The 18,834-nt window shown below is 71.3% G+C and carries 11 protein-coding genes; 5 read left to right on the top strand and 6 right to left on the bottom strand.

All coding sequences use genetic code 11. The features are described 5' to 3' along the window. Positions 1 to 105: 105 nt before the first annotated feature. From ACVHNB_RS14105 to ACVHNB_RS14095, 3 genes are read right to left on the bottom strand one after another with little or no spacing between them, the layout of a single operon-like run. Positions 106 to 1,146 (bottom strand): alcohol dehydrogenase catalytic domain-containing protein, encoded by a 1,041-nt coding sequence (locus ACVHNB_RS14105; protein WP_456228229.1) that lies wholly within the window; start codon positions 1,144 to 1,146, stop codon positions 106 to 108. 8 nt (positions 1,147 to 1,154) lie between these two features. Continuing rightward, positions 1,155 to 1,634: a DUF4334 domain-containing protein gene (locus ACVHNB_RS14100; RefSeq protein WP_428950842.1), complete on the bottom strand. Its 480-nt coding sequence runs from the start codon at positions 1,632 to 1,634 to the stop codon at positions 1,155 to 1,157. Further along, positions 1,631 to 3,262: a succinic semialdehyde dehydrogenase gene (locus ACVHNB_RS14095; protein ID WP_456228228.1), complete on the bottom strand. Its 1,632-nt coding sequence runs from the start codon at positions 3,260 to 3,262 to the stop codon at positions 1,631 to 1,633. Before ACVHNB_RS14095 ends, ACVHNB_RS14100 begins: the two co-directional genes overlap by 4 nt. Before the next feature lie 205 nt (positions 3,263 to 3,467). Here ACVHNB_RS14095 and ACVHNB_RS14090 point away from each other — a divergent pair, with 205 nt between their 5' ends. Then, positions 3,468 to 4,676 (top strand): oxygenase MpaB family protein, encoded by a 1,209-nt coding sequence (locus ACVHNB_RS14090; protein WP_428950844.1) that lies wholly within the window; start codon positions 3,468 to 3,470, stop codon positions 4,674 to 4,676. A 74-nt stretch (positions 4,677 to 4,750) separates the two neighbouring features. Here the strand turns inward: ACVHNB_RS14090 and ACVHNB_RS14085 are convergent, their stop codons facing one another. Then, positions 4,751 to 5,914, bottom strand: a complete 1,164-nt coding sequence (locus tag ACVHNB_RS14085; RefSeq protein ID WP_456228227.1) for a TetR/AcrR family transcriptional regulator — start codon at positions 5,912 to 5,914, stop codon at positions 4,751 to 4,753. 223 nt (positions 5,915 to 6,137) lie between these two features. Here ACVHNB_RS14085 and ACVHNB_RS14080 point away from each other — a divergent pair, with 223 nt between their 5' ends. Both ACVHNB_RS14080 and ACVHNB_RS14075 read left to right on the top strand, forming a co-directional pair. Continuing rightward, positions 6,138 to 7,709, top strand: coding sequence for a long-chain-fatty-acid--CoA ligase (locus ACVHNB_RS14080; protein ID WP_456228226.1), 1,572 nt, complete (start codon positions 6,138 to 6,140; stop codon positions 7,707 to 7,709). 168 nt (positions 7,710 to 7,877) lie between these two features. Next, the gene (locus ACVHNB_RS14075) at positions 7,878 to 9,905 is read left to right on the top strand and encodes a GxGYxYP domain-containing protein (RefSeq protein ID WP_456228225.1); all 2,028 of its coding nucleotides are present in this window, start codon (positions 7,878 to 7,880) and stop codon (positions 9,903 to 9,905) included. A 4-nt stretch (positions 9,906 to 9,909) separates the two neighbouring features. On the opposite strand, the gene ACVHNB_RS14070 is transcribed toward ACVHNB_RS14075, so the two are convergent. Beyond that, positions 9,910 to 11,241, bottom strand: a complete 1,332-nt coding sequence (locus tag ACVHNB_RS14070) for a M1 family metallopeptidase (RefSeq protein WP_456228224.1) — start codon at positions 11,239 to 11,241, stop codon at positions 9,910 to 9,912. Between the two features lie 71 nt (positions 11,242 to 11,312). Continuing rightward, on the bottom strand, positions 11,313 to 15,203 hold the full coding sequence (locus ACVHNB_RS14065) for a Pls/PosA family non-ribosomal peptide synthetase (protein WP_456228223.1): 3,891 nt from the start codon (positions 15,201 to 15,203) through the stop codon (positions 11,313 to 11,315). A 605-nt stretch (positions 15,204 to 15,808) separates the two neighbouring features. Between ACVHNB_RS14065 and ACVHNB_RS14060 the strand changes: the two genes are divergently transcribed. Next, a complete protein-coding gene (locus ACVHNB_RS14060) occupies positions 15,809 to 16,405 on the top strand; it encodes a hypothetical protein (RefSeq protein WP_428950851.1) in 597 nt (198 codons plus the stop codon). A gap of 178 nt (positions 16,406 to 16,583) precedes the next feature. After that, a complete protein-coding gene (locus tag ACVHNB_RS14055) occupies positions 16,584 to 17,888 on the top strand; it encodes a phospholipase D-like domain-containing protein (protein WP_456228222.1) in 1,305 nt (434 codons plus the stop codon). Positions 17,889 to 18,834: the final 946 nt, after the last annotated feature.

Raw genomic sequence — 18,834 nt, 5'->3', positions numbered from 1 at the left:
ACATGCGGCGGGAAGAGAGCAGGAAGAGGCGAGGGGCGAACGAGGAAGGAGCGAGGGAGGGGCACGGCAAGGGGTGAGTGAGGCGAGGCGAGGTGAAGAGGACGGTCAACCGGTCGGGACGAGTACGGGCTTCAGCGTCCGGCCGGCCTGCTGGTCGGCGACCGCCCGGGCGAAGTCGCCCAGGCCGTAGGTGGTGACCAGTGCGTCGAGGGGCAGGCTCCCCTGCCGGTGGCGCCGGATCAGCTCGGGCACGAGGAGCGACGGCTCGGCATCGCCCTCGACACAGCCGCGCAGTTGAAGCCCTCGCAGCATCAGGGCACGCACATCGATGGCGGCCGTGGTAGGCCCGAGGCCGATCACCGCCAGCACTCCTCGGGGCCGCAGCAGAGCGAGTGCGCGAGCCAGCGGCCCGGGGCGGCCGGTGGTGTCGAGCGCGTGGGTCACCGACGGCAGGGGGTCGTCCAGGGAGGCGACGGCTGTCGCCCCGAACCGGACGGCGAGTTCCCGGCGCGCGGCAACGGGCTCCGCCACCACCACCTCCACCCCGTCGGACAGGGCGGTCAGCACGGCCGCGGTGCCGACCGCACCACCGCCGACCACCAGCAGCCGGTCGCCGGGACCGGGCTGCAGGACGTTGAGCACCGCGCCCGCACCGGTCAGGAATCCGCACCCCAGCGGGGCGGCGACCTCCGGTGGCACGTCGCCGACCGGAACGCACGACCGGGCGTCGGTCAGCGCGGCCGCCGCGAACGACGACTGGCCGAAGTGGGCGCCGAACACCGGCTCGTCGCCGACGCGGATCGTCGGGGACCCGTCGAGCCGTCGCCCCGACGCGTTGAGCGCGCTCGCCAGGTCGCAGTACGCCGGATGACCGGCCCGGCACTGCCCGCAGCGGCCGCAGGATGCGAAGGAGATCACGACCCGGTCCCCCAGGCCCAGGGTGTCGACGTCCGCGCCCAGCCGCTCCACGATGCCGCACCCTTCGTGGCCGAGCACGGCCGGCCGGTCCCCGAGCGCTCTGCGGGTGGCGAGGTCCGTCGGGCAGACGCCGACCGCCTCGATCCGGACGATCACCTCGTCCGGGCGCGGGTCGTCCAGTTCGGCCTCGACGACCTCGCCGGCCTCGGGGCCGCTCGAGAGGAGCACCGAGGTCCTCATTCGCGTTCCAGGCCGAAGTAGAAGTGGCGGCCCCGCGCGAGCACGAGTTCGGGCTTGCCGTTCATCACGCCCATCAGGGTGTGCTCGTCCACGCGCTTGAAGTGGTCGAGCACGGCCATGCCGTCGTACACCATGGTGGCGGTCACCTCGCCGCGGAACTCGACGTTCCAGAGGCTGGCCCCGCCGCGGCCCGCTGTGGTGTCGGAGTAGAGGCCGCCGTCCTCGGCCCGGCAGATCAGCGGTGCGGCATCGTGCAGCGCGTCGAACCGCTTGCCGTGCCATCTGCTGGTGGCCAGCGTCCTCTCGATGGGGTGGCCGGTCGGAAAGGCGAACCCGCGCCAGTGGCCGAGGATCGAGGACGCGTCGACGACGTCGAGATCCGCCCACAGGGCGTCGAGGTCGACCGGGTCGAGCGGACCCGTCGCCGCACGCAGTGCCTGCCACCGCCGGCCCACGGGCGACGCGCCGGTGCTCATCGGACACCGAGCCGGCGCAGCAGCGCCAGCTGTCCGTTGGTGCGGCGGACGAAGCTCTCCACGGAGCCCTGCCCGGGCTTCGCCGGTCCGAGCGGCAGGAGGCGCTGCGCGGCGACCGTCTGGCTCTCGGTGTACTTGCGGATCCCCTCGGCCCCGTGGCGCCTGCCGAGTCCGCTGTCGCCCATGCCGCCCATCCCGGCCTCGATGCTGCCGGCCGCCGCGGCGGCGCCGTCGTTGATGTTGACCGACCCGGCGCGGATCCGCGCCGCCATCCGGCCGGCCTCGCGGGAGTCCTTCGACCAGATCGACGCCGACAGTCCGTAGGTCCCCTGGTTGGCCAGGTCCACCGCTTCGCTGTCCGTGCCGTAGGCGTAGAGCGAGAGCACCGGGCCGAACGTCTCCTCGCCGCACACGGTCATCTCGTGCGTGACGCCTTCGAGGACGGTCGGTTCGTAGCAGAGCGGGCCGATGTCGGGGCGGGCCCGGCCGCCCACCAGCACGGTCGCCCCCTTGGCCACCGCGCCCTCGACATGCGCCTCGACAGCCGCGAGCCGCGCCGCCGATGTCAGCGACCCGATGTCCGCCGCGTAGTCGTAGGACTGCCCGAGCCGCAGCGCCCGCGTCGCGCGGACGAGCGCGGCGCGGAAGGCGTCGTAGACCTTCTCCTGCACATAGACGCGTTCGATGTGGATGCACATCTGCCCGGTGTTGGCGAAGGCCGCCGCCACCGTGCCGGCCGCCGCGGCGGCGAGGTCGGCGTCCTCCCGCACGATCAGCGGGTTCTTGCCGCCGAGTTCGAGCGAGGCTCCGACCAGGCGCCGCGCGGCCCGCTCCGCGACGGCGCGTCCGGTGGCGGTCGACCCGGTGAAGCAGACGAAGTCGACGGCGTCGACCAGGGCGGTCCCGACCACGTCCCCCGGACCGGCCACGATCCGCCACAGACCGGCCGGCAGTCCGGCCTCCGCCATCAGGGCCCGCGTCCACAACATGGTGAGCGCGGTCTGGGAGTCCGCCTTGGAGACCACGGCGTTGCCGGCCATGAGGGCGGGCAACGCGTCGCCGACACCGAGGTAGAGGGGGTAGTTCCACGGCGAGATGACGCCGACGACGCCCTTCGGCACGCGCACCTCCCTGACCTTCGTCAGGCCGGGGACCATCCCGCGCACATGGCGGGGCGCCAGGTAGTGCCGGGCGCGCCGCGCGTAGTGCCGGGCGATCGCCACGACCTGGGCCACCTCCTGCCAGGCGTGGTACCGGGCCTTGCCCGTCTCCCACTGGATCAGGTCGATCACCTGGTCCTGTCGCTCCAACAACAGGTCGTGGAAGGCGAGTACGACATCGCCGCGGCGCCTCAGCGGTGTCCGCGCCCACTCCGGCTGGGCCGCCCGGGCCCCGGCCACCGCCGCCGCGACGTCCTCCGGGACGCACGCGGGAACGGCCGCGATCGGCGAGAGGTCGAACGGTGCGGCCGCGGTCACCGGCTCGGCGTCGTCGGACCCGCGACGCGTCGCGTCCCGGCACACCAACGCACACCATCGCGCGATCGACTCGTCCGTCACCCACGAGGGCCGGGAAGTCGTCGCCGCACGGCTCTCGGGTGCGGGGATCTGGTCCTGCTCCGTGGTCATGCGGGCTCCTCGGTCGTACGGGACTGGTCGAGCCGGGGGCGGCTCCTCGGTCACGTCGATGCCCTTGTCGACGGCAGCGCGCCTCGCTATGTTAATCGGAAATCACATCCTGGAACAAGCTCTGAAACGTGGCAGTAACGCCAACACCGAGCCAGGCAAAGCGCAATGACGCGCCGCTCGTCCTACCAGGAAAGCGAGCAAGTTAATGAGCAATCTCAGCCGTAGAAGAGTCCTTTCGTTGGGTGCCGCGCTGGGTCTCGCGGGCGCGGCGAGCACCGCCGACGCCTGGGCGTGGTCGCCGGCGGGCTCGGTCGCCGGAACGGGCACGGGCGCCGACCCGGAGTACGTGTGGGACGACGAGGTGGACCAGCTGGCGGTCTCGCTCTTCGAGAACGGCCAGGTTCCGGCGGTGAACGCGGCGATGGCGTCGTGGGTGAACAACAACGACCCGCTGCCCAGCGGCCTGCCGGCCGACCTCACCGCATACCTGCAGCGGGCCAACAAGCTGCCCTCCTGGGCGGATTCCGCCAAGCTGGCCCGCGCCGCCGACTTCAACCGCCGCAAGGACACGTACCTCTTCATGCTCTACGGTCTCGGCAGCGGGATCATGAGCACCGTGATCCCGCGGGAGGCCCGGAGCGTCTACTGGTCCGCGGGCGGCGCCGATATGAAGGACCGCGCGGCCAAGACGTTCACGTTCGGCTACGACCTGGCCCAGCTGAAGGGCTTCGAGCCGACGGGCCAGTTCGTGGTCACCGCCAACAAGACGCGGGTGGTGCACGCCGCGGTGCGTCACCTGCTGCCGCAGTCGCCCCACTGGACGGCGGTCGCGGACGAGCGCATCCCGATCAGCAACGCGGACATCCTGGTCACCTTCCACAGCCTCGGCACCTTCGTGCGCAGGAGGCTGCTCGACTGGAAGGTCCCGTTCCCGGCCCAGGACCAGGAGGCCTTCCTGCACAGTTGGCAGGTCGCCCTGCACCTGCTCGGCGTGCGGGACGAGTACATCCCCAAGACGTGGGCCGACGCGGATGCGCAGTCGGGCCAGGTGCTCACCCCGATCCTCGCCCCGACGACTGAGGGCATCGAGCTGGCCGAGGACCTGCTCGGGCTGACCGCCCAGGTCGACCTGGGCGTCACGCGCGGGTTCCTCAACGAGTTCGTGCGCTACGTCCTCAGCGACGAGATCGGCGACTGGCTGGGGCTGAAGCGCGACTACGCCTCGGCGGCCCTGATCCGCACCGCATGGCCGGCCTTCATCCTGTTCCGCGAGGGGCTGTCACCTGTCGCGCCCGGCGCCTTCTACGTGTTCGACCAGTTCGTGCGCGCCCTGGCCATGGCGTTCCTCAACAACGGCACCTCGGGGACGACCACCCCCATCGTGATCCCGACGGGGAACAGAGCGGGCTCCTGAGCCGCCGGGACGCGCGCACGCGGGCCCGTCCCACGGCGCGCCTGCCGCGGGACGGGCACCCGCGCGGCCTCTGTTCAGAGCCCCAGGGCGCCCACGACCAGACCGGTCACGGCCGCACGACGGTCGGGGCCGTCCTGCCACCGCAGGCTCCGCCCGGCCTCGACCACCACACCGAACCCGGCGTGCACCAGCACCCGGGCCTGGCGCGGGTCCAGCTCGGGACGGGCCAGCCGCAACTGCTGCTCCCAGACGGCGATGTGCTCACGCTGCGCCTGCACCAGGGGGCGCTGCAGCTCGGCCGGCAGGCCGACGAACTCGGCTTCGGCGACGCTCGTGAGGGCGGTGTGCTCGAAGCTGTAGGCCACGTACGTCGCCGCCAGCGCCACGACGGCGTCCCGCGGATCGGCCACCTCGTGCAGACTCCGGTCCACCGCCTGCGCCAGCAGCCCCGCCGCCTGGAGGCATGCCGCCGCCAGGATGTCGACCTTGCCCGGGTAGTGACGGTAGAGCGCGGACGGGGCCAGCCCGACCGCCTCGGCGATCTGACCGTTCGTGACGTTGGCGAACCCGTCCCGGGCGAACAGCGGGACGGCGGCCGCGAGGATCTCCGCACGCCGCGAGCGCGCCACCGGCAGGGCGGGCAGCTCCACGGAGCGCTTGCTCCCCGTGGCCGGTGCGGGGGCGGTCGCCACCACGCGCAGGGCGCACGCCAACAGCAGTTCCTCGACCCGGCGTTGCGCGATGGAGGTGTGGTGCATGGTGATGGACCCGATCGCGCCGAGCGCCGCCACGACCCGCAACCGCTCGTCAGGCAGCGGACCTTCGCGCCGCACCGCCTCGGCGACCCGCCCGACGACGTGCCCGAACTTCGCCCTGAGGAGCCGGCGGTCCTCGCGGTCGAGGTACCTGGCCTCCCAGCGGTACACGCCGCCCGACGCGCGATGCTCGACGGTGACCCGGACGAGGGCGGCGAGCACGTCCGCCGGGGCCGCCTCGGGCGGCAGCTCGTCGAGCGCGCCGACGAGTCGGTCCACCATGGCGTGCGCGCACTCGGCGAACAGTGCGTACTTGTTCGGGAAGTGCCGGTACAGGGCCGCGGCGGTGATGCCCACCCGCGCGGCGATCTCCTCCATGGACGCGGCGTGGTATCCGCGCTCGCTGAAGAGCCGGCCGGCCGCCTCGACGATCAGCTGCCTGCGGTTGCGGGGACGAGTGGCCGAGGTCGGCTCGGTGGTCATGAACGCACAGACGAACGCGGGGACGGGGCCATGCGGCCAGTCAATCACACGCCGAGCCGGGCCCGGGGCCGCCCGCGTGCGGACCGCGCAGCCGCCCGGCCCGGGCCGCGCCCCATGTGATTCTCCATTAACAAAATTGGTTCATGACCCTTCTCCGCCCGCGGCATCGAGCGGCACAATGCCGCAGCGGCCACCGACCGACACGACGCCCGAGGAGTCGCCCATGTCGACCGACACGGTTCCCGTTCCCGCCTGGTCCTTCCGGCACCACTGGATGTCCCAGGCGGCCACCCACGCGAGGATGCGGCCGGACAAGCCGGCCCTGCGCTTCCTCGGGGAGACCACGACGTGGGCACAGCTGTCGCGGCGGTCGCTGCAACTGGCCGCCGCGCTCGCCGACCGGGGCGTCGCAGCGGGTGACCGCGTGGCCATGCTCACGCTGAACCATCCGTGGTTCGTGGAGAGCGTGCTCGCGGCGAACAGCCTGGGGGCCATGGCCGTGCCCCTCAGCTTCCGGCTCGCGCCGATGGAACTCGACTACATCCTGACCGACTGCGCTCCTTCGGCGATCGTCGTGGACGCGCGGCTCCTGCCGCTGCTCCGGTCGGTGCCGGGCGCCGCGTCGATCGGCACGGTCGTCGTCATCGGCGAGGCCGAGGCCGAGGCCGGAAGCGGCGTCGGGTACGAGGAGTTCCTGTCGGCGTACGAGCCGATGGAACTGCCCGACGTCAGCGAGGAGTCGACCGCGCTGATCATGTACACCTCGGGCACCACCGGCCGACCGAAGGGGGCGATGCTGTCCCACCGCAACATGCAGATGCAGGCGCTCACGTGCATCCGCGCGATGGAGATCTTCGACGACTCCGATGTCGGCTTCCTGACCGCGCCCTTCTTCCACATCGCGGGACTGGGTTCGGTGGTGGCGAACTTCGCGGTCGGCAGCACGGTCGTGATCCATCCACTGGGGGCCTTCGACCCGGGGGCGGTGCTCGACGCCTATGAACGTGAAGGCGCCACCGTCGTGTTCAACGTTCCTCAGCAGTGGGACCTGATCTGCGCCCAGCCGGACATCGACAAGCGCGATCTGAAGCTGCGGATCATCAGCTGGGGGGCCGCGCCCGCGAGCGACGCGACCCTGCGCGCCATGGGCGAGAAGTTCCCCGGCGCGCTCAACGTGGCGGTGTTCGGCCAGACCGAGACCTCGCCGATCACCTGCGTGCTGCGCGGGGAGGATTCCCTGCGCAAGCTCGGCTCGGTGGGTCTGCCGATCCCGAGCATCCAGTACCGCGTCGTCGACGCGGCCATGAACGACGTCGCCGTGGGCGAGGTCGGGGAGATCGTCTACCGCGGGCCCACCCTGATGCAGGGGTACTGGCGCAAGCCGCGGGAGACCGCGGAGGCCTTCGAGGGAGGGTGGTTCCACTCCGGCGACCTGGTCAGGCAGGACGACGAGGGCTTCGTCTGGGTGGTCGACCGCAAGAAGGACATGATCATCAGCGGCGGCGAGAACATCTACTGCGCCGAGCTGGAGAACGCCGTCGCCGCCCACCCTTCCGTACGGGAGGTCGCGGTGATCGGCCGCGCCGACAAGCGCTGGGGCCAGATACCGGTCGCCTTCGTCACCGTCGCCCCGGGGGCCGGACTGTCACTGCCCGAACTGACGGAGTTCCTCGACGGCAGGCTCGCCTCGTTCAAGCGGCCCAAGGACCTCGTACTGGTCACCGAGCTGCCGCGCAACGCGGGCGGCAAGGTGGTCAAGCAGGTGCTCCGCGCCCAGGACGCGGCACGCGCATAGCGCGAGGGCCTGTCCGGAACTCGCCGTCGTACCGCACGTCCGTGGTGCGAACCGGGCGGAGAACTCGGTTCGCACCATGGACAACTGCCGTACGCCGTCGCTACGTTCACCGATCGATGACAACGATGTCCATCCGGATCGGTCCATCCGTACCGGCTGCGAGGAGCGGTGATCGTCGTGGTGTCACGAAGAAGTCTTCTGCAAGCGGGCGGCGCGGTGCTGGCGGCAGGAGGACTGGGGCTCTCCTCGCCGCACGAGGCCGGTGCCGCCGGTCGTACGGCAAGTCGCGTCCTGCCCTCCTTCGGCCGCCCCACCCGGCTCGACGTGGCGGACGTCGGCGCGCTGGACGGTCATGACCAGCTGCTCCTGACGACCCTTCAGGGTGTCGTCAACCGGCGCGGTCCCCGCCTCTACTTCAGCTTCGACGCCGGGGACACCGACCTGCGCTGGCTCGACGGCACCGGCGCGGCCGTCACCCGCCACGAGCACGCCCTGGACCTGGTGGACCGGTACCGGCGTGAGGTGCGCGGCGCCGTTCTGATCGACCCGGACGTGCCCGACTCGGTCAATGTCGCGACCACGCTGGCCGGTCTGCGGGGCGCGGTCGCGGCCACCGCGGAGCAGGCGAGGACGTACGGCCTGAAGACGGTCGACGACCTGCGCGGCCGCTTCGACCCCGACGACGTGCCCGCCACCTACCGCTGGCAGCTCGACCACCTCTTCCCGCAGTGCGACCACGCGCTGGTGGCCGGGCTGCCGCCCACCCGCACCGTGAACGTCCCGGGCGTGAAGTGGCGGGAGGTCGCGCGGGAGACCGCGCGCGTGCGCGACACCTCCAACCGCCGGGTGCGCAGCCTCGACCTGAGCCCGGAGCTGAGCGGCGACGACGGGGTCTATCTGCGGTTCCAGGACTCCTTCGGCGACGACGGCTGGGGCGCGTCCGTCGGGGCCGTCACCGTGAAGGCCGACGGCAAGGAGATCGCCTCCTTCACCCCGGGCACCGCCGCCGAGTCGCCGTACCTCTTCGACGGTCTCAACTCCTCGGTCGGCGACAGCTCCAACCGGTTCAGCGACGGCGGCGGCTCCTTCGTGTACCGCTTCGCCGCCCCCGCAGGTACGAAGCAGCTGGTCGCCGAGGTCGACCTGTGGAACCAGTTCCTCGTCACCGCCACCACCACGGCCCCCACCCGTGTGGAGCCGTTCCCCCACTTCCGTGACTACGTGGTCGCGAGCAGGGCCATGGTGCTGTGGCTGCCGCCCGCCGGCGACACCGGGGACCTGCTCGACGAGACGCTGGGCCGGCTCGCGCCGACCACCCCGTACGCCGGCTGGTTCCCCCACGACGTGGCCGGTGAATGGGGCGGCGTCGACCGGGCGTCGCAGCACGGCGTCGAGGTCGTCGCCACGGACTTCTACATGAACGGCACGGTCCACGCGGGCGTCCCCGCGAAGATCTCCGGCCGCGTCCGCCCGCGGCCGAAAGCGAAACTCCGCAACCGCGTCTACGTCACGCTCACCGTCGGCGAGGGCGACAACGTGCAGTACTGCCAGCGCCGGATGCGCGACATCTGGGACGACCCCGCGCGCGGCAGCGTCCCCGTCAACTGGACCGTCAGCCCGCTGCTCGCCGACATCGGTCCCGCGATCCTGGCCCACTACCAGCGGACCGCCACCGCCAACGACCTGCTCGTCTGCGGCCCGTCCGGCGCCGGTTACACCTACCCCGCCTCGTGGCCCGCGGAGCACCTGGACGTCTACACCGAGCTGACCGGACGTTATCTGCGCCGCACGGGCATGGACCTCGTCTACGCCTACAACCCGCGCACCGCGGCCGGTGACGGCTGGATCCCCTTCGACGAGCGCGTCGTCGCCTCGTACGCGAAGAACACCCCGCTGCGCGGCATCATCCAGTCCTGGGAGACCGGCGACCTGCGGAGCCGGCCCGCGGGGATCCCGGTGATCGGCAACTTCTACCCGCAGGGCAAGGGCGCGGAGTTCCGCGACGCGCTCCTGGCCCACGTCGAGGACCGGGACCCGTCCGCCCCCTTGTTCGTCGCGGGCGCGATCAACGCCTGGAGCTGGACGCCGAGCGACATCGCGGACCTCGCCGCACTCCTCGACGATCCCTTCGAAGTCGTCCGCGGCGACGTGTTCTTCGCCCTGCTGGACGAGGCGATGACGGCGAACCGGCGCTGAGCCGTCAGGCCACCGGGGCGGGCAGCGGAGGCAGCCGCGTCTCGTACAGCCAGCTGTCGAGCAGCTCGTCCACCGGCCCGGACGCGAACCGTGCCACGTGCGCGGCGAACATCTGCGTGCTGACCACGCCGTGCCGGTGGACGGTGGCCCACGCGCGCAGCATCCGGAAGAACGCGTCGTCGCCGAGCGCGCACCGCACCGCGTGCACGGCGAGGCCGCCGCGTTCGTAGAGCCGGTCGTCGAACATCGACTTGCGCCCGGGGTCGGCCAGTTTGAGGTCCTGCGGCTGCGTGGCCAGCAGCCGGTGCGCGCCGGCGGCCGACTCCTGGGCGTCGCGGGCGTCCGCTCTTTCCCCCCAGAGCCATTCCGCGTACTTGGCGAGGCCTTCGTTGAGCCAGATGTGCCGCCAGTCGGCGACGGTGACGCTGTTGCCGAACCACTGGTGGGCGAGTTCGTGGGCGATCAGGCGCTCCGAACCCCGGGAGCCGTCCACGTGGTTGACGCCGAACAGCGACAGGCCCTGCGCCTCGACGGGCACATCGAGTTCCTCGTCGGCGACGACGACGTCGTACTCGGCGAACGGATACGGGCCAAAAAGCTCCTCGAACAGCGCCATCATCTGCGGCTGGCGCGCGAAGTCCCGGGAGAACTCGGTGAGCAGATGCGCCGGGAAGTGCCCGGCCTGCGGCACCCCGCTGAGCCCCGGGTCCCCGAGCAGAGCCGTCCGGTACTTGCCGATGGACAGGCCGACGAGATAGCTGGGCGTGGGCGCGGGCTGTTCGTAGACCCAGGTGGTGGTGGAGGCTCTTGCGGTACGGGTGAGCAGCCGGCCGCCGGTCACCACCTGGTACGCCGAGGGTGTGGTGACCGAGATCTGATACGCGGCCTTGTCCGCGGGCCGGTCGTTGCACGGGTACCAGGAGGGTGCCCCCACGGGCTGGCTCGCGACGAGCGCGCCGTCGGTCAGTTCCTCCCAGCCGAGGCCGCCCCAGGGGCTGTTGACCGGTTTGGGGTTGCCCGCGTAGTGCACCTCGACGGTGAACGCGGAGCCGGCGGGCAGCGTCTTCGCGGGGCGCACCCGCAGCTTCCCGCCGCGATGCGTGTAGTGGGGGGCGCGGCCGTCGATGCGGATGCGGCTGATGCGGAAGTCGGCGAGGTTGAGCTGGAACTCGGTCAGCGGGGCCCGGCCCGCGATCGCGCTGAGCCGGGCGCGGCCCGCGAGCCGGTTCGGGCCGGGCCGGTAGTCGAGCTCCAGCTCGTAGCGGTGCACCCGGAAGCGGGCGTCACCGTTGCCCGGGAAATAGGGGTCCGGTGCCGTCTTCTGGTGCCCGCTCACGCCTGGTCCGCTCCCTGCCCTGTCCTCGTACGACGTGCCGCCGCGCCGTCGTCCGGCGGCGGCCCGCCACCTCAGGGGCGCCAGGCCTCGATCGGGTTGCCCAGCCAGCGGGTGTCCGCCGGTACCGACTCGCCGGCCATCACGAGGGACGCGGGCCCCAGGGTCGACCGGGCTCCGATCTCGCTGCCGGGCAGCACGATTCCGCCAGGTCCCAAGGTCGCGCCCTCGCGCAGGACCACAGTATCCGTCCGAAGGATCCGATCATGGAAGAGGTGTGTCTGCACCACGCATCCGCGGTTCACCGCGACGGCGGACTCCAGGGTGACCAGGTCGGTCTCCGGCAGCCAGTAGCTCTCGCACCACACGCCCCTGCCGATGTGCGCGCCGAGCCCGCGCAGCCACAGATTCAGGACCGGGGTGCCGGTGACGGCTCCGGCGAGCCAGGGCACGGCGACCATCTCGACGAAGGTGTCGGCGAGTTCGTTGCGCCAGACGAAGCCGCACCACAGGGGGTGCTGACCGGTGCGGTGGCGGCCGACGAGCAGCCATTTGGCGGCGATCGAGACGAGAGCGCCGAGCGTTCCGGCGCCGAGCAGCACGACCCCGGACAGCAGGGCGGCGAGCCACAGCCCGTGCGCGGCGGTCGCGGCGAGCACCGCGGTCACGAGGACCACGAGGGCCGTCGAACAGAGCACCGGGACGATCCTGCACAGTTCGGCCAGGGCGCGGGCCAGCTTGAGGCGGGCGGGCGGCGTGTAGGTGCGGCTGGTGTCCGCGTCGGCCGCCGCACGCGGCAGTTCCACCGGCGGCAGGCCGAGGTAGGAGCTGCCCTGTTTGGCCTTCTTGGGGGTGGCCGAGAGCACGCCGACCAGTCCGTCGTCGGGCACGCGGCGGCCGGGCGCGGCCATACCGGAGTTGCCGAGGAAGGCACGGCGGCCGATCTCCGCGCGGCCGATGCGGACCCGGCCGCCGCCGAGTTCGTACGGCGCGGTCAGTGTGTCGTCCGCGAGGAACGCGCCGTCGCCGACCGTGGTCAGGCTGGGCAGCGCGAGCACGGTGGACACCTCGGCGCCGCGTCCGATGCGCATGCCGAGGAGCCGCATCCAGAGGGGGGTGACGAGCCCGGCGTACAGCGGGAAGAGCGTCCGCCGGGACAGGTCCATGAGCTGGGTGACGGTCCACGCCTGCCAGCCGACGCGGCTGTGGGTGGGGTGGGTTCCGGCGTGCAGGCCGAGGCTGAGCAGCCGTACGCAGACGAGGATCAGCGCGGCGTACGCGAGGCCGAAGGCCAGGGTCGCGGGGACGAGCGCGAGCAGTGCGCCGCGCACGGCCCCACCGAGCGCGGCGTCGGCGGGCACGAAGGCGTGCGCCACGAACAGCGTGGGGACCAGGGCCGCGACCGGAAGGAGCGTGAGGGCCGTGCCGGTCGCGCCGTACATCGCGCGCCAGTGCACCGCGCGCGGCGGGCGCTGCTTCGGCCAGTCGTGCTTGGCCCGGCCGAGCTTGACCGCGGGCGATCCGGCCCAGCGCTGACCGGTCGGGACCTGCCCGCGGACGGCGGACCCGGGGGCGACCTCGGCGCGCTTGCCGACGCGGGCGCCGGGCAACAGGATGCTGCGGGTGCCGACCACGGCGCCCGCGCCGACCTTCAGGGGGCCGATCTCCAGGCGGTCGCCGTCCAGCCAGTGTCCGGACAGGTCGACCTCGGTCTCGACGGCGCAGCCGCGGCCGAGCTTGAGCAGTCCGGTGACCGGGGGCAGCGAGTGCAGGTCGACGTCGGGGCCGATCTTGGCGCCGAGCGCGCGGGCGTACCGCTCCAGCCAGGATCCGGTCAGCGCGGTCGCGCCGCTGTGCTCGGCGAGGCGCTCGGCGGTCCACAGCCGCAGGTGCACACAACCGCCGCGCGGGTACGTGCCGGGTCCGACGCCGCGCAGCAGCAGCCGGGCGCCGCCCGCGGCGATGCCCAGACGTCCGGGCGGGCTGTACAGGACGAGGGCGCCGGCGCCGATCAGCCACCATGAGGCGGTGGGGGCCCACGGGTAGGCGCCGAAGTGGTGCAGGACGTTGCCGAGCGCGGCGAGCGCGATGCTCCAGCGCAGCCCGACCAGAGTGAACAGCGGGAGCAGCAGCAGGACTTGGGTGATCTGGGTGCGCCGGGGCACGGGCGCGACGACGCGTTCCGCGCCGTCGTCCTGCGCGGACTTCTCCAGGCGGCGGGCCAGCTTGCGCAGGACGGGCCGGTCGTAGATGTCGATGACGGCGGCGCTCGGATAGCGCGTCCGCAGCCGGGTGGTCAGCTGGGCGGCGGCCAGGCTGTTGCCGCCGATCGCGAAGAAGTCGTCGCCCGCACCGGTCACGGGGATGCCGAGGGTCTCGCTCCACTGCTCGGCGAGCCAGGCCTCGGTGCCGTAGAGCTGCTCGGTCGTGGTGCCGGTGTCGAGGTCGGGCAGCGGCCAGGGCAGGGCGGCGCGGTCGACCTTGCCGGAGGTGCGGGTGGGGAGTTCGTCCACGGGGGCGAGCAACGGGACGAGCGCGGCGGGCAGTTCGGCGCGCAGCCGGTTCACGGCGGCCGTGTGGTCGAAGCCGTCCTGGGTGACGAGATAGCCGACGAGCAGTTGGTTGCCGCCGCGTGCGGTGCGGACGGCGGCGGCCGCGCCGGCGACGCCGGGCAGGGCCTGCAGGGCGGCGTCGACCTCGCCGAGTTCGATGCGGCGGCCGCCGAGCTTGATCTGCTCGTCGGTGCGCCCGAGGAAGACGAGGCCTGCCGGGTCGGCTTTGACGAGGTCGCCGCTGCGGTAGGCGCGCTGCCAGCCCATCGACTCCAGGGGCGCGTACTTCTCGGCGTCCTTCTCGGGGTCGAGGTAGCGGGCGAGTCCCGCGCCGCCGATGACGAGCTGCCCGCTCTCCCCCATGGGCACGGGCCGACCGTTGTCGTCGACGACGGCCAACTCCCAGCCGTTCAGGGGCAGTCCGATCCGGACCGGCTCATCGCCGCCGGTCATCAGGGCGGCGCACGCGACGACGGTGGCCTCGGTGGGCCCGTAGGTGTTCCACACCTCGCGGCCCTCGGTGACGAGCCGCTGCACGAGCTCGGGCGGACAGGCCTCACCGCCGAAGATCAGCAGGCGTACGTCGTTGAGGGTCTCCGGCTCCCACAGGGCGGCAAGGGTCGGCACCGTCGAGACAACAGTGATCTCCTGCTCGACGAGCCACGGCCCGAGGTCGGCGCCGCTGCGCACCTGGGAGCGCGGCACCGGCACCAGGCAGGCACCGTGGCGCCAGGCCAGCCACATCTCTTCGCAGGAGGCGTCGAACGCGACGGACAGTCCCGCCATCACACGGTCGCCGGGCCCGATGGGGTCCTCGGCGAGGAAGAGGGAGGCCTCGGCGTCCACGAACGCGGCGGCGCTGCGGTGGCTGACCGCGACGCCCTTGGGCTTACCGGTCGAACCGGAGGTGAAGATGATCCAGGCGTCGTCGTCGGCGCCGGGCCGTGCGGCCGGAACGTCGCACGGCTTCTCCACGACGAAACCGTGCCCGGCACCGATGACGGTACGGACCTCCGCTTCACCGAAGACGAGGTCGGCGCGCTCGTCGGGGTCCTCGGCGTCGACCGGGACGTAGGCGGCGCCCGCGGCGAGGACCGCGAGGATCGCGATGTACAGCTCGTTCGTCCCGCTGGGTGCGCGGACGCCGACGCGGTCGCCCTGCCCCACCCCGGCGACGTCGAGCCGACGCCGTAGCTGTTCCACCTCGGCGGCCAGCTCACGGTACGTCAGCTGTCGGGTGCCGTCGTCGAGAGCGGGCTCATCGGGGTGTGCCCGCACCGTCGCGTCGAGGATGTCGGCCAGGGTGCGCGGCGCGGCGGCGCGTCCCGCGGTGAACAGGGCCGGTTCCTCGAACTGTTCGCCCATCTCCACGTCGAGCAGGCTGAGCTCGGCGTTCGTGCGCGTGGCTTCCATCGGGTCCTATTCGTCGAGGGCCACGGGTCCCCGAGAGTGTGACGTGGCGCACTCGGATCGCCTGGGTTTGTCCGTACCTGGAACCAAACAACCGGCTTAGCCTATTCGGTTCGCACGCGCGCGGCGTGCGGAGTGGGCAAGGCCACGTCGGTCCGGAGCCATCACCTGCCGGTGGACAGAAGCACCCCCGCCCGGGCGCGGCCCATCCCCGAACGCGCCGGAGCCGGCCGCGGCGGACCGTGTCCGGTTCTTCAGGCAGATGCGCCACACAGCCGAACAGGCCCGCCACGAATCCCAGTTCCTCCTCCGCGGGCAAGCTCTCCACCTGTCCGAGTACGACACTCACCCCGACACCGGCAACCGGCTCGCCCACCAGCAGCCCACCGAACGCCCGGGCGACTGGCTCGCCCTCTGGCTCAACTTGCGCAGCGTCGCGGCCGCTTCCCGGCTTTCTCGTGCAACCCTCGGACGCCTTTGCGAGTCTCCTGTTTGCGGAACGGTGATTCACGCCTGAAACAACCAATTCGGGCAAACATCAACGGCCCACCACCTCATCGAAGCGGGATGTCCGCCGGACGCCTCTGTCCCCTGCAGGAGCTCAACGCATGGCCAAGCACATACGCCCTACCACCCCGCCTCCGACGCGCATCCGCGTCGCCACAGCGAACGCCTGGGCGGCGCACCTGACCGGCGGCCTCCTCGCCGCGTCGGCGGACACGGCCGGCGCGGCCGACTCCGTCACGCACCACAAGGCGGATTTCACCGGGGAGGGTTACGGCGATGTCGCGTTCTCCGCCGGCAACGCCACTGCGTCCGGGCGGAAGAACGCAGGGGACTTCGTCGCCCTGTACGCATCGGCGAACGGCATCACGTCGGTCAAACGCACCACCATCAGCCAGAACACCACCAGCGCGCCCGGCTCCTCCGAGGCGGGTGACGGCTTCGGCCGGGTCGGCGCCTACGGCGACTTCAACCGCGACGGCTTCGACGACCTCGCGATGGGCGCCGGGCACGAGCAGGTCGGTGCCGACCTCGACGGCGGCACCGTCGCGCTCCTTCAGGGCTCGGCCTGCGGCCTGCCCGGTGGCACCACCATCGCCGACTCCGCGGCTTCCTCTCACGACCGCTGGGGCGCCGCCCTCACCGCGAGCGACATCAACGGCGACGGCTACCCGATGTTCGGCGCGAAAGCCGCCAACTGATGCGTAGCCGCGCGTAGCTCATGCGACCGGGTGACCGGCGACTCCGTCACACCGAACTGCCGGACGGAACCGCACTGCGACGTCGGCCACCAGGCCCACCTCGGCGACCACTCATTGGTCGATCAGCACAGCAACACCCCGACTCGCCATCGTCAACAACCCAGCGAAAGGCCCGTCCATGAAGCGTACGCTCACGTTGATCACCGCGCTGGCCGTCACCGCGCTGTCACCTACAACGGCGCACGCGGCGGTCAAGAAGGCCAAGCCTCCGCTCAGTTGCGAGTCTCGGACGTTCATCTCAAGACCGGGCCCGCACTTCAGCGACCCCGAGGACGCGGACGCCCAGATGAACATCATGGGCCCGATCATCGAATCGATCAACAGCGCCAGTTGTGGACAGACCATACGCGTCGCCATGTACTCGATCGGCAGCACACACCCGGGCCCGGAGTTCGCCAACGCCCTGATCGCCGCACACCAACGTGGCGTCATCGTCAAGGCGCTGATGGACTCTCACAGCGACAATGCGATCTGGCAGTCGATGGTCACCGAGTTGGGCAACGACCCGCGAGCCTCCAGCTTCGCCGCGCTGTGCCCGGGCGGCTGCCTGACCCACTACTCCGGCTCCGCCCTGCACGCGAAGTACTACATGCTCAGCGGCGGGAGCGACGCGAACAGGACGGTGACCGTCAGCAGCGCCAACCCCACCTCCGCCCAGGCCAGAACCGCGTGGAACAGTGCCGCCACCGTCAAGGGCAACGTCGATCTGTACAACTCCTACGTGCGCTACTTCACAGCCATGACCAAGGGGGCGCTGGGCGGCCCGGGCCCGTTGGTGCCCGACTACTACAACTCCACCAGCGGCCAGGCCGCCAGGACACTGTCGCCACCCTCCTACCAGTGGCCCAAGGCGCGCTCCAGAAGCGACACCTGGGTCGACTTCCTGAACAACGTCAAGGCGCCGGCCACGATCAACATCGCCATGTTCGAGTGGACCTCTCACGGGCAGCCGGGCGACCGGAACTATCTGGAGCTGCCGAAGAAGCTGGTGAGCCTGGCGAATTCCGGCGTGAAGATACGGATACTCTTCACCGCCGGCATGGTTGATGGCAGCGTGCAGAACTACCTGAAGGACCGGCCGAATATCGACGTGCACGACACCACCCGCGGCACCGACGCGAACGGCAACGCTCTGCACTACACGCACGACAAGTACATGATGGTCAGCGGCGGTTACGCGGGTGCGTCCAACTCCAGACTTGTGTTCGTCGGCTCCTCGAACTGGACGAGCAACGGCGTCTGGCACAACGACGAGTCGGACCTGAAGCTGGTCGGCCAGTCCAGCTACGACATGTTCATGACGGACTGGCAGAACCAGTTCAACCGCTGCTGTGGGACCGTGGCGCGACAGTTGAGCGCCGAGGAGCGCGCCGAGAACACGGCACGCGAGATTCCGATCGATCCGGCGCAGGTCGAGGAATAGGCATTCTCGGTCACCGCCAGCCGGTTACTTGCCGAACCCTGCCGTGAGGCTGATCACGCCCGATGCGCGCTCCATGGAGCGCGGCACCCCAGGTCGGCCCTGACGGCGATGTGATGAGCGACCGCGACAAGGACGCGGAGGTCCTCGCCCTGCGCCACCAGTTCACCGTCCTCGAACGATCGCTCGGGGCGGACCGGGTGAAGCTCGCTCCGGAAGTCCGGGTGTTTCTTGCTGCTCTGCTGGTGCCCCTGCGCCGTCAAGTCCTGCGGCGGTTGCAGTTACTGGCCCGGCCTGACACTGTGCCGCGCCGGTATCGCGACCTGACGAAACGGCGTCATGTCCGTACCTGCCGGCCGAAGAGATCCGGCCGCCCGCCCACAATCCGCTCGATCCGCATGCTGATCCTGCGCCTGGTCCGTGAGAACCCCTCGTGGGGTTACCGCCGGGTGCACGGCGAGCTCGCCACCTTTGGCATCCAGATCGCCGCCTTCACCACCTTGGAAGTCCTCACGTGTGAGGGCATCGACCCAGCACCCGAGCGGGCCGCCACCACCTGGGCCGACTTCCTGCGCTCGCAGGCAGACGCTCTCTTGGCCTGCGACTTGATCCAGACCGTCCCCCTGACCGGCCGACGCCAGTACATCCTCGCGATCATCGAACACGCCACCCGCCGCATTCGGATCCTTGGCACGACTGCCCGTCCCTCCGCGGCCTGGGTCACCCAAGCTGCCCGCAACCTGGCCATCGACCGGACGGACGCGCAAGCCACCGTCGCCTACCTGATCCGAGACCGGGACGCGAAGTACCCTGCCCTCTTCGACGAGATCCTGGCCAACGCCGGCATCCAAGTCGTGCGCACCGGCATCCGAATCCCGCGCATGAAGGCCCTCATGGAGCGTTGGGTCCAGACCTGCCGTCACGAACTACTGGACCGCACCCTCATCTG

This window comes from Streptomyces sp. YJ-C3, assembly GCF_053891275.1.
The sequence above is the reverse complement of the archived record's forward strand: the minus strand, read 5'-3'. Positions and strand labels throughout refer to the sequence as shown.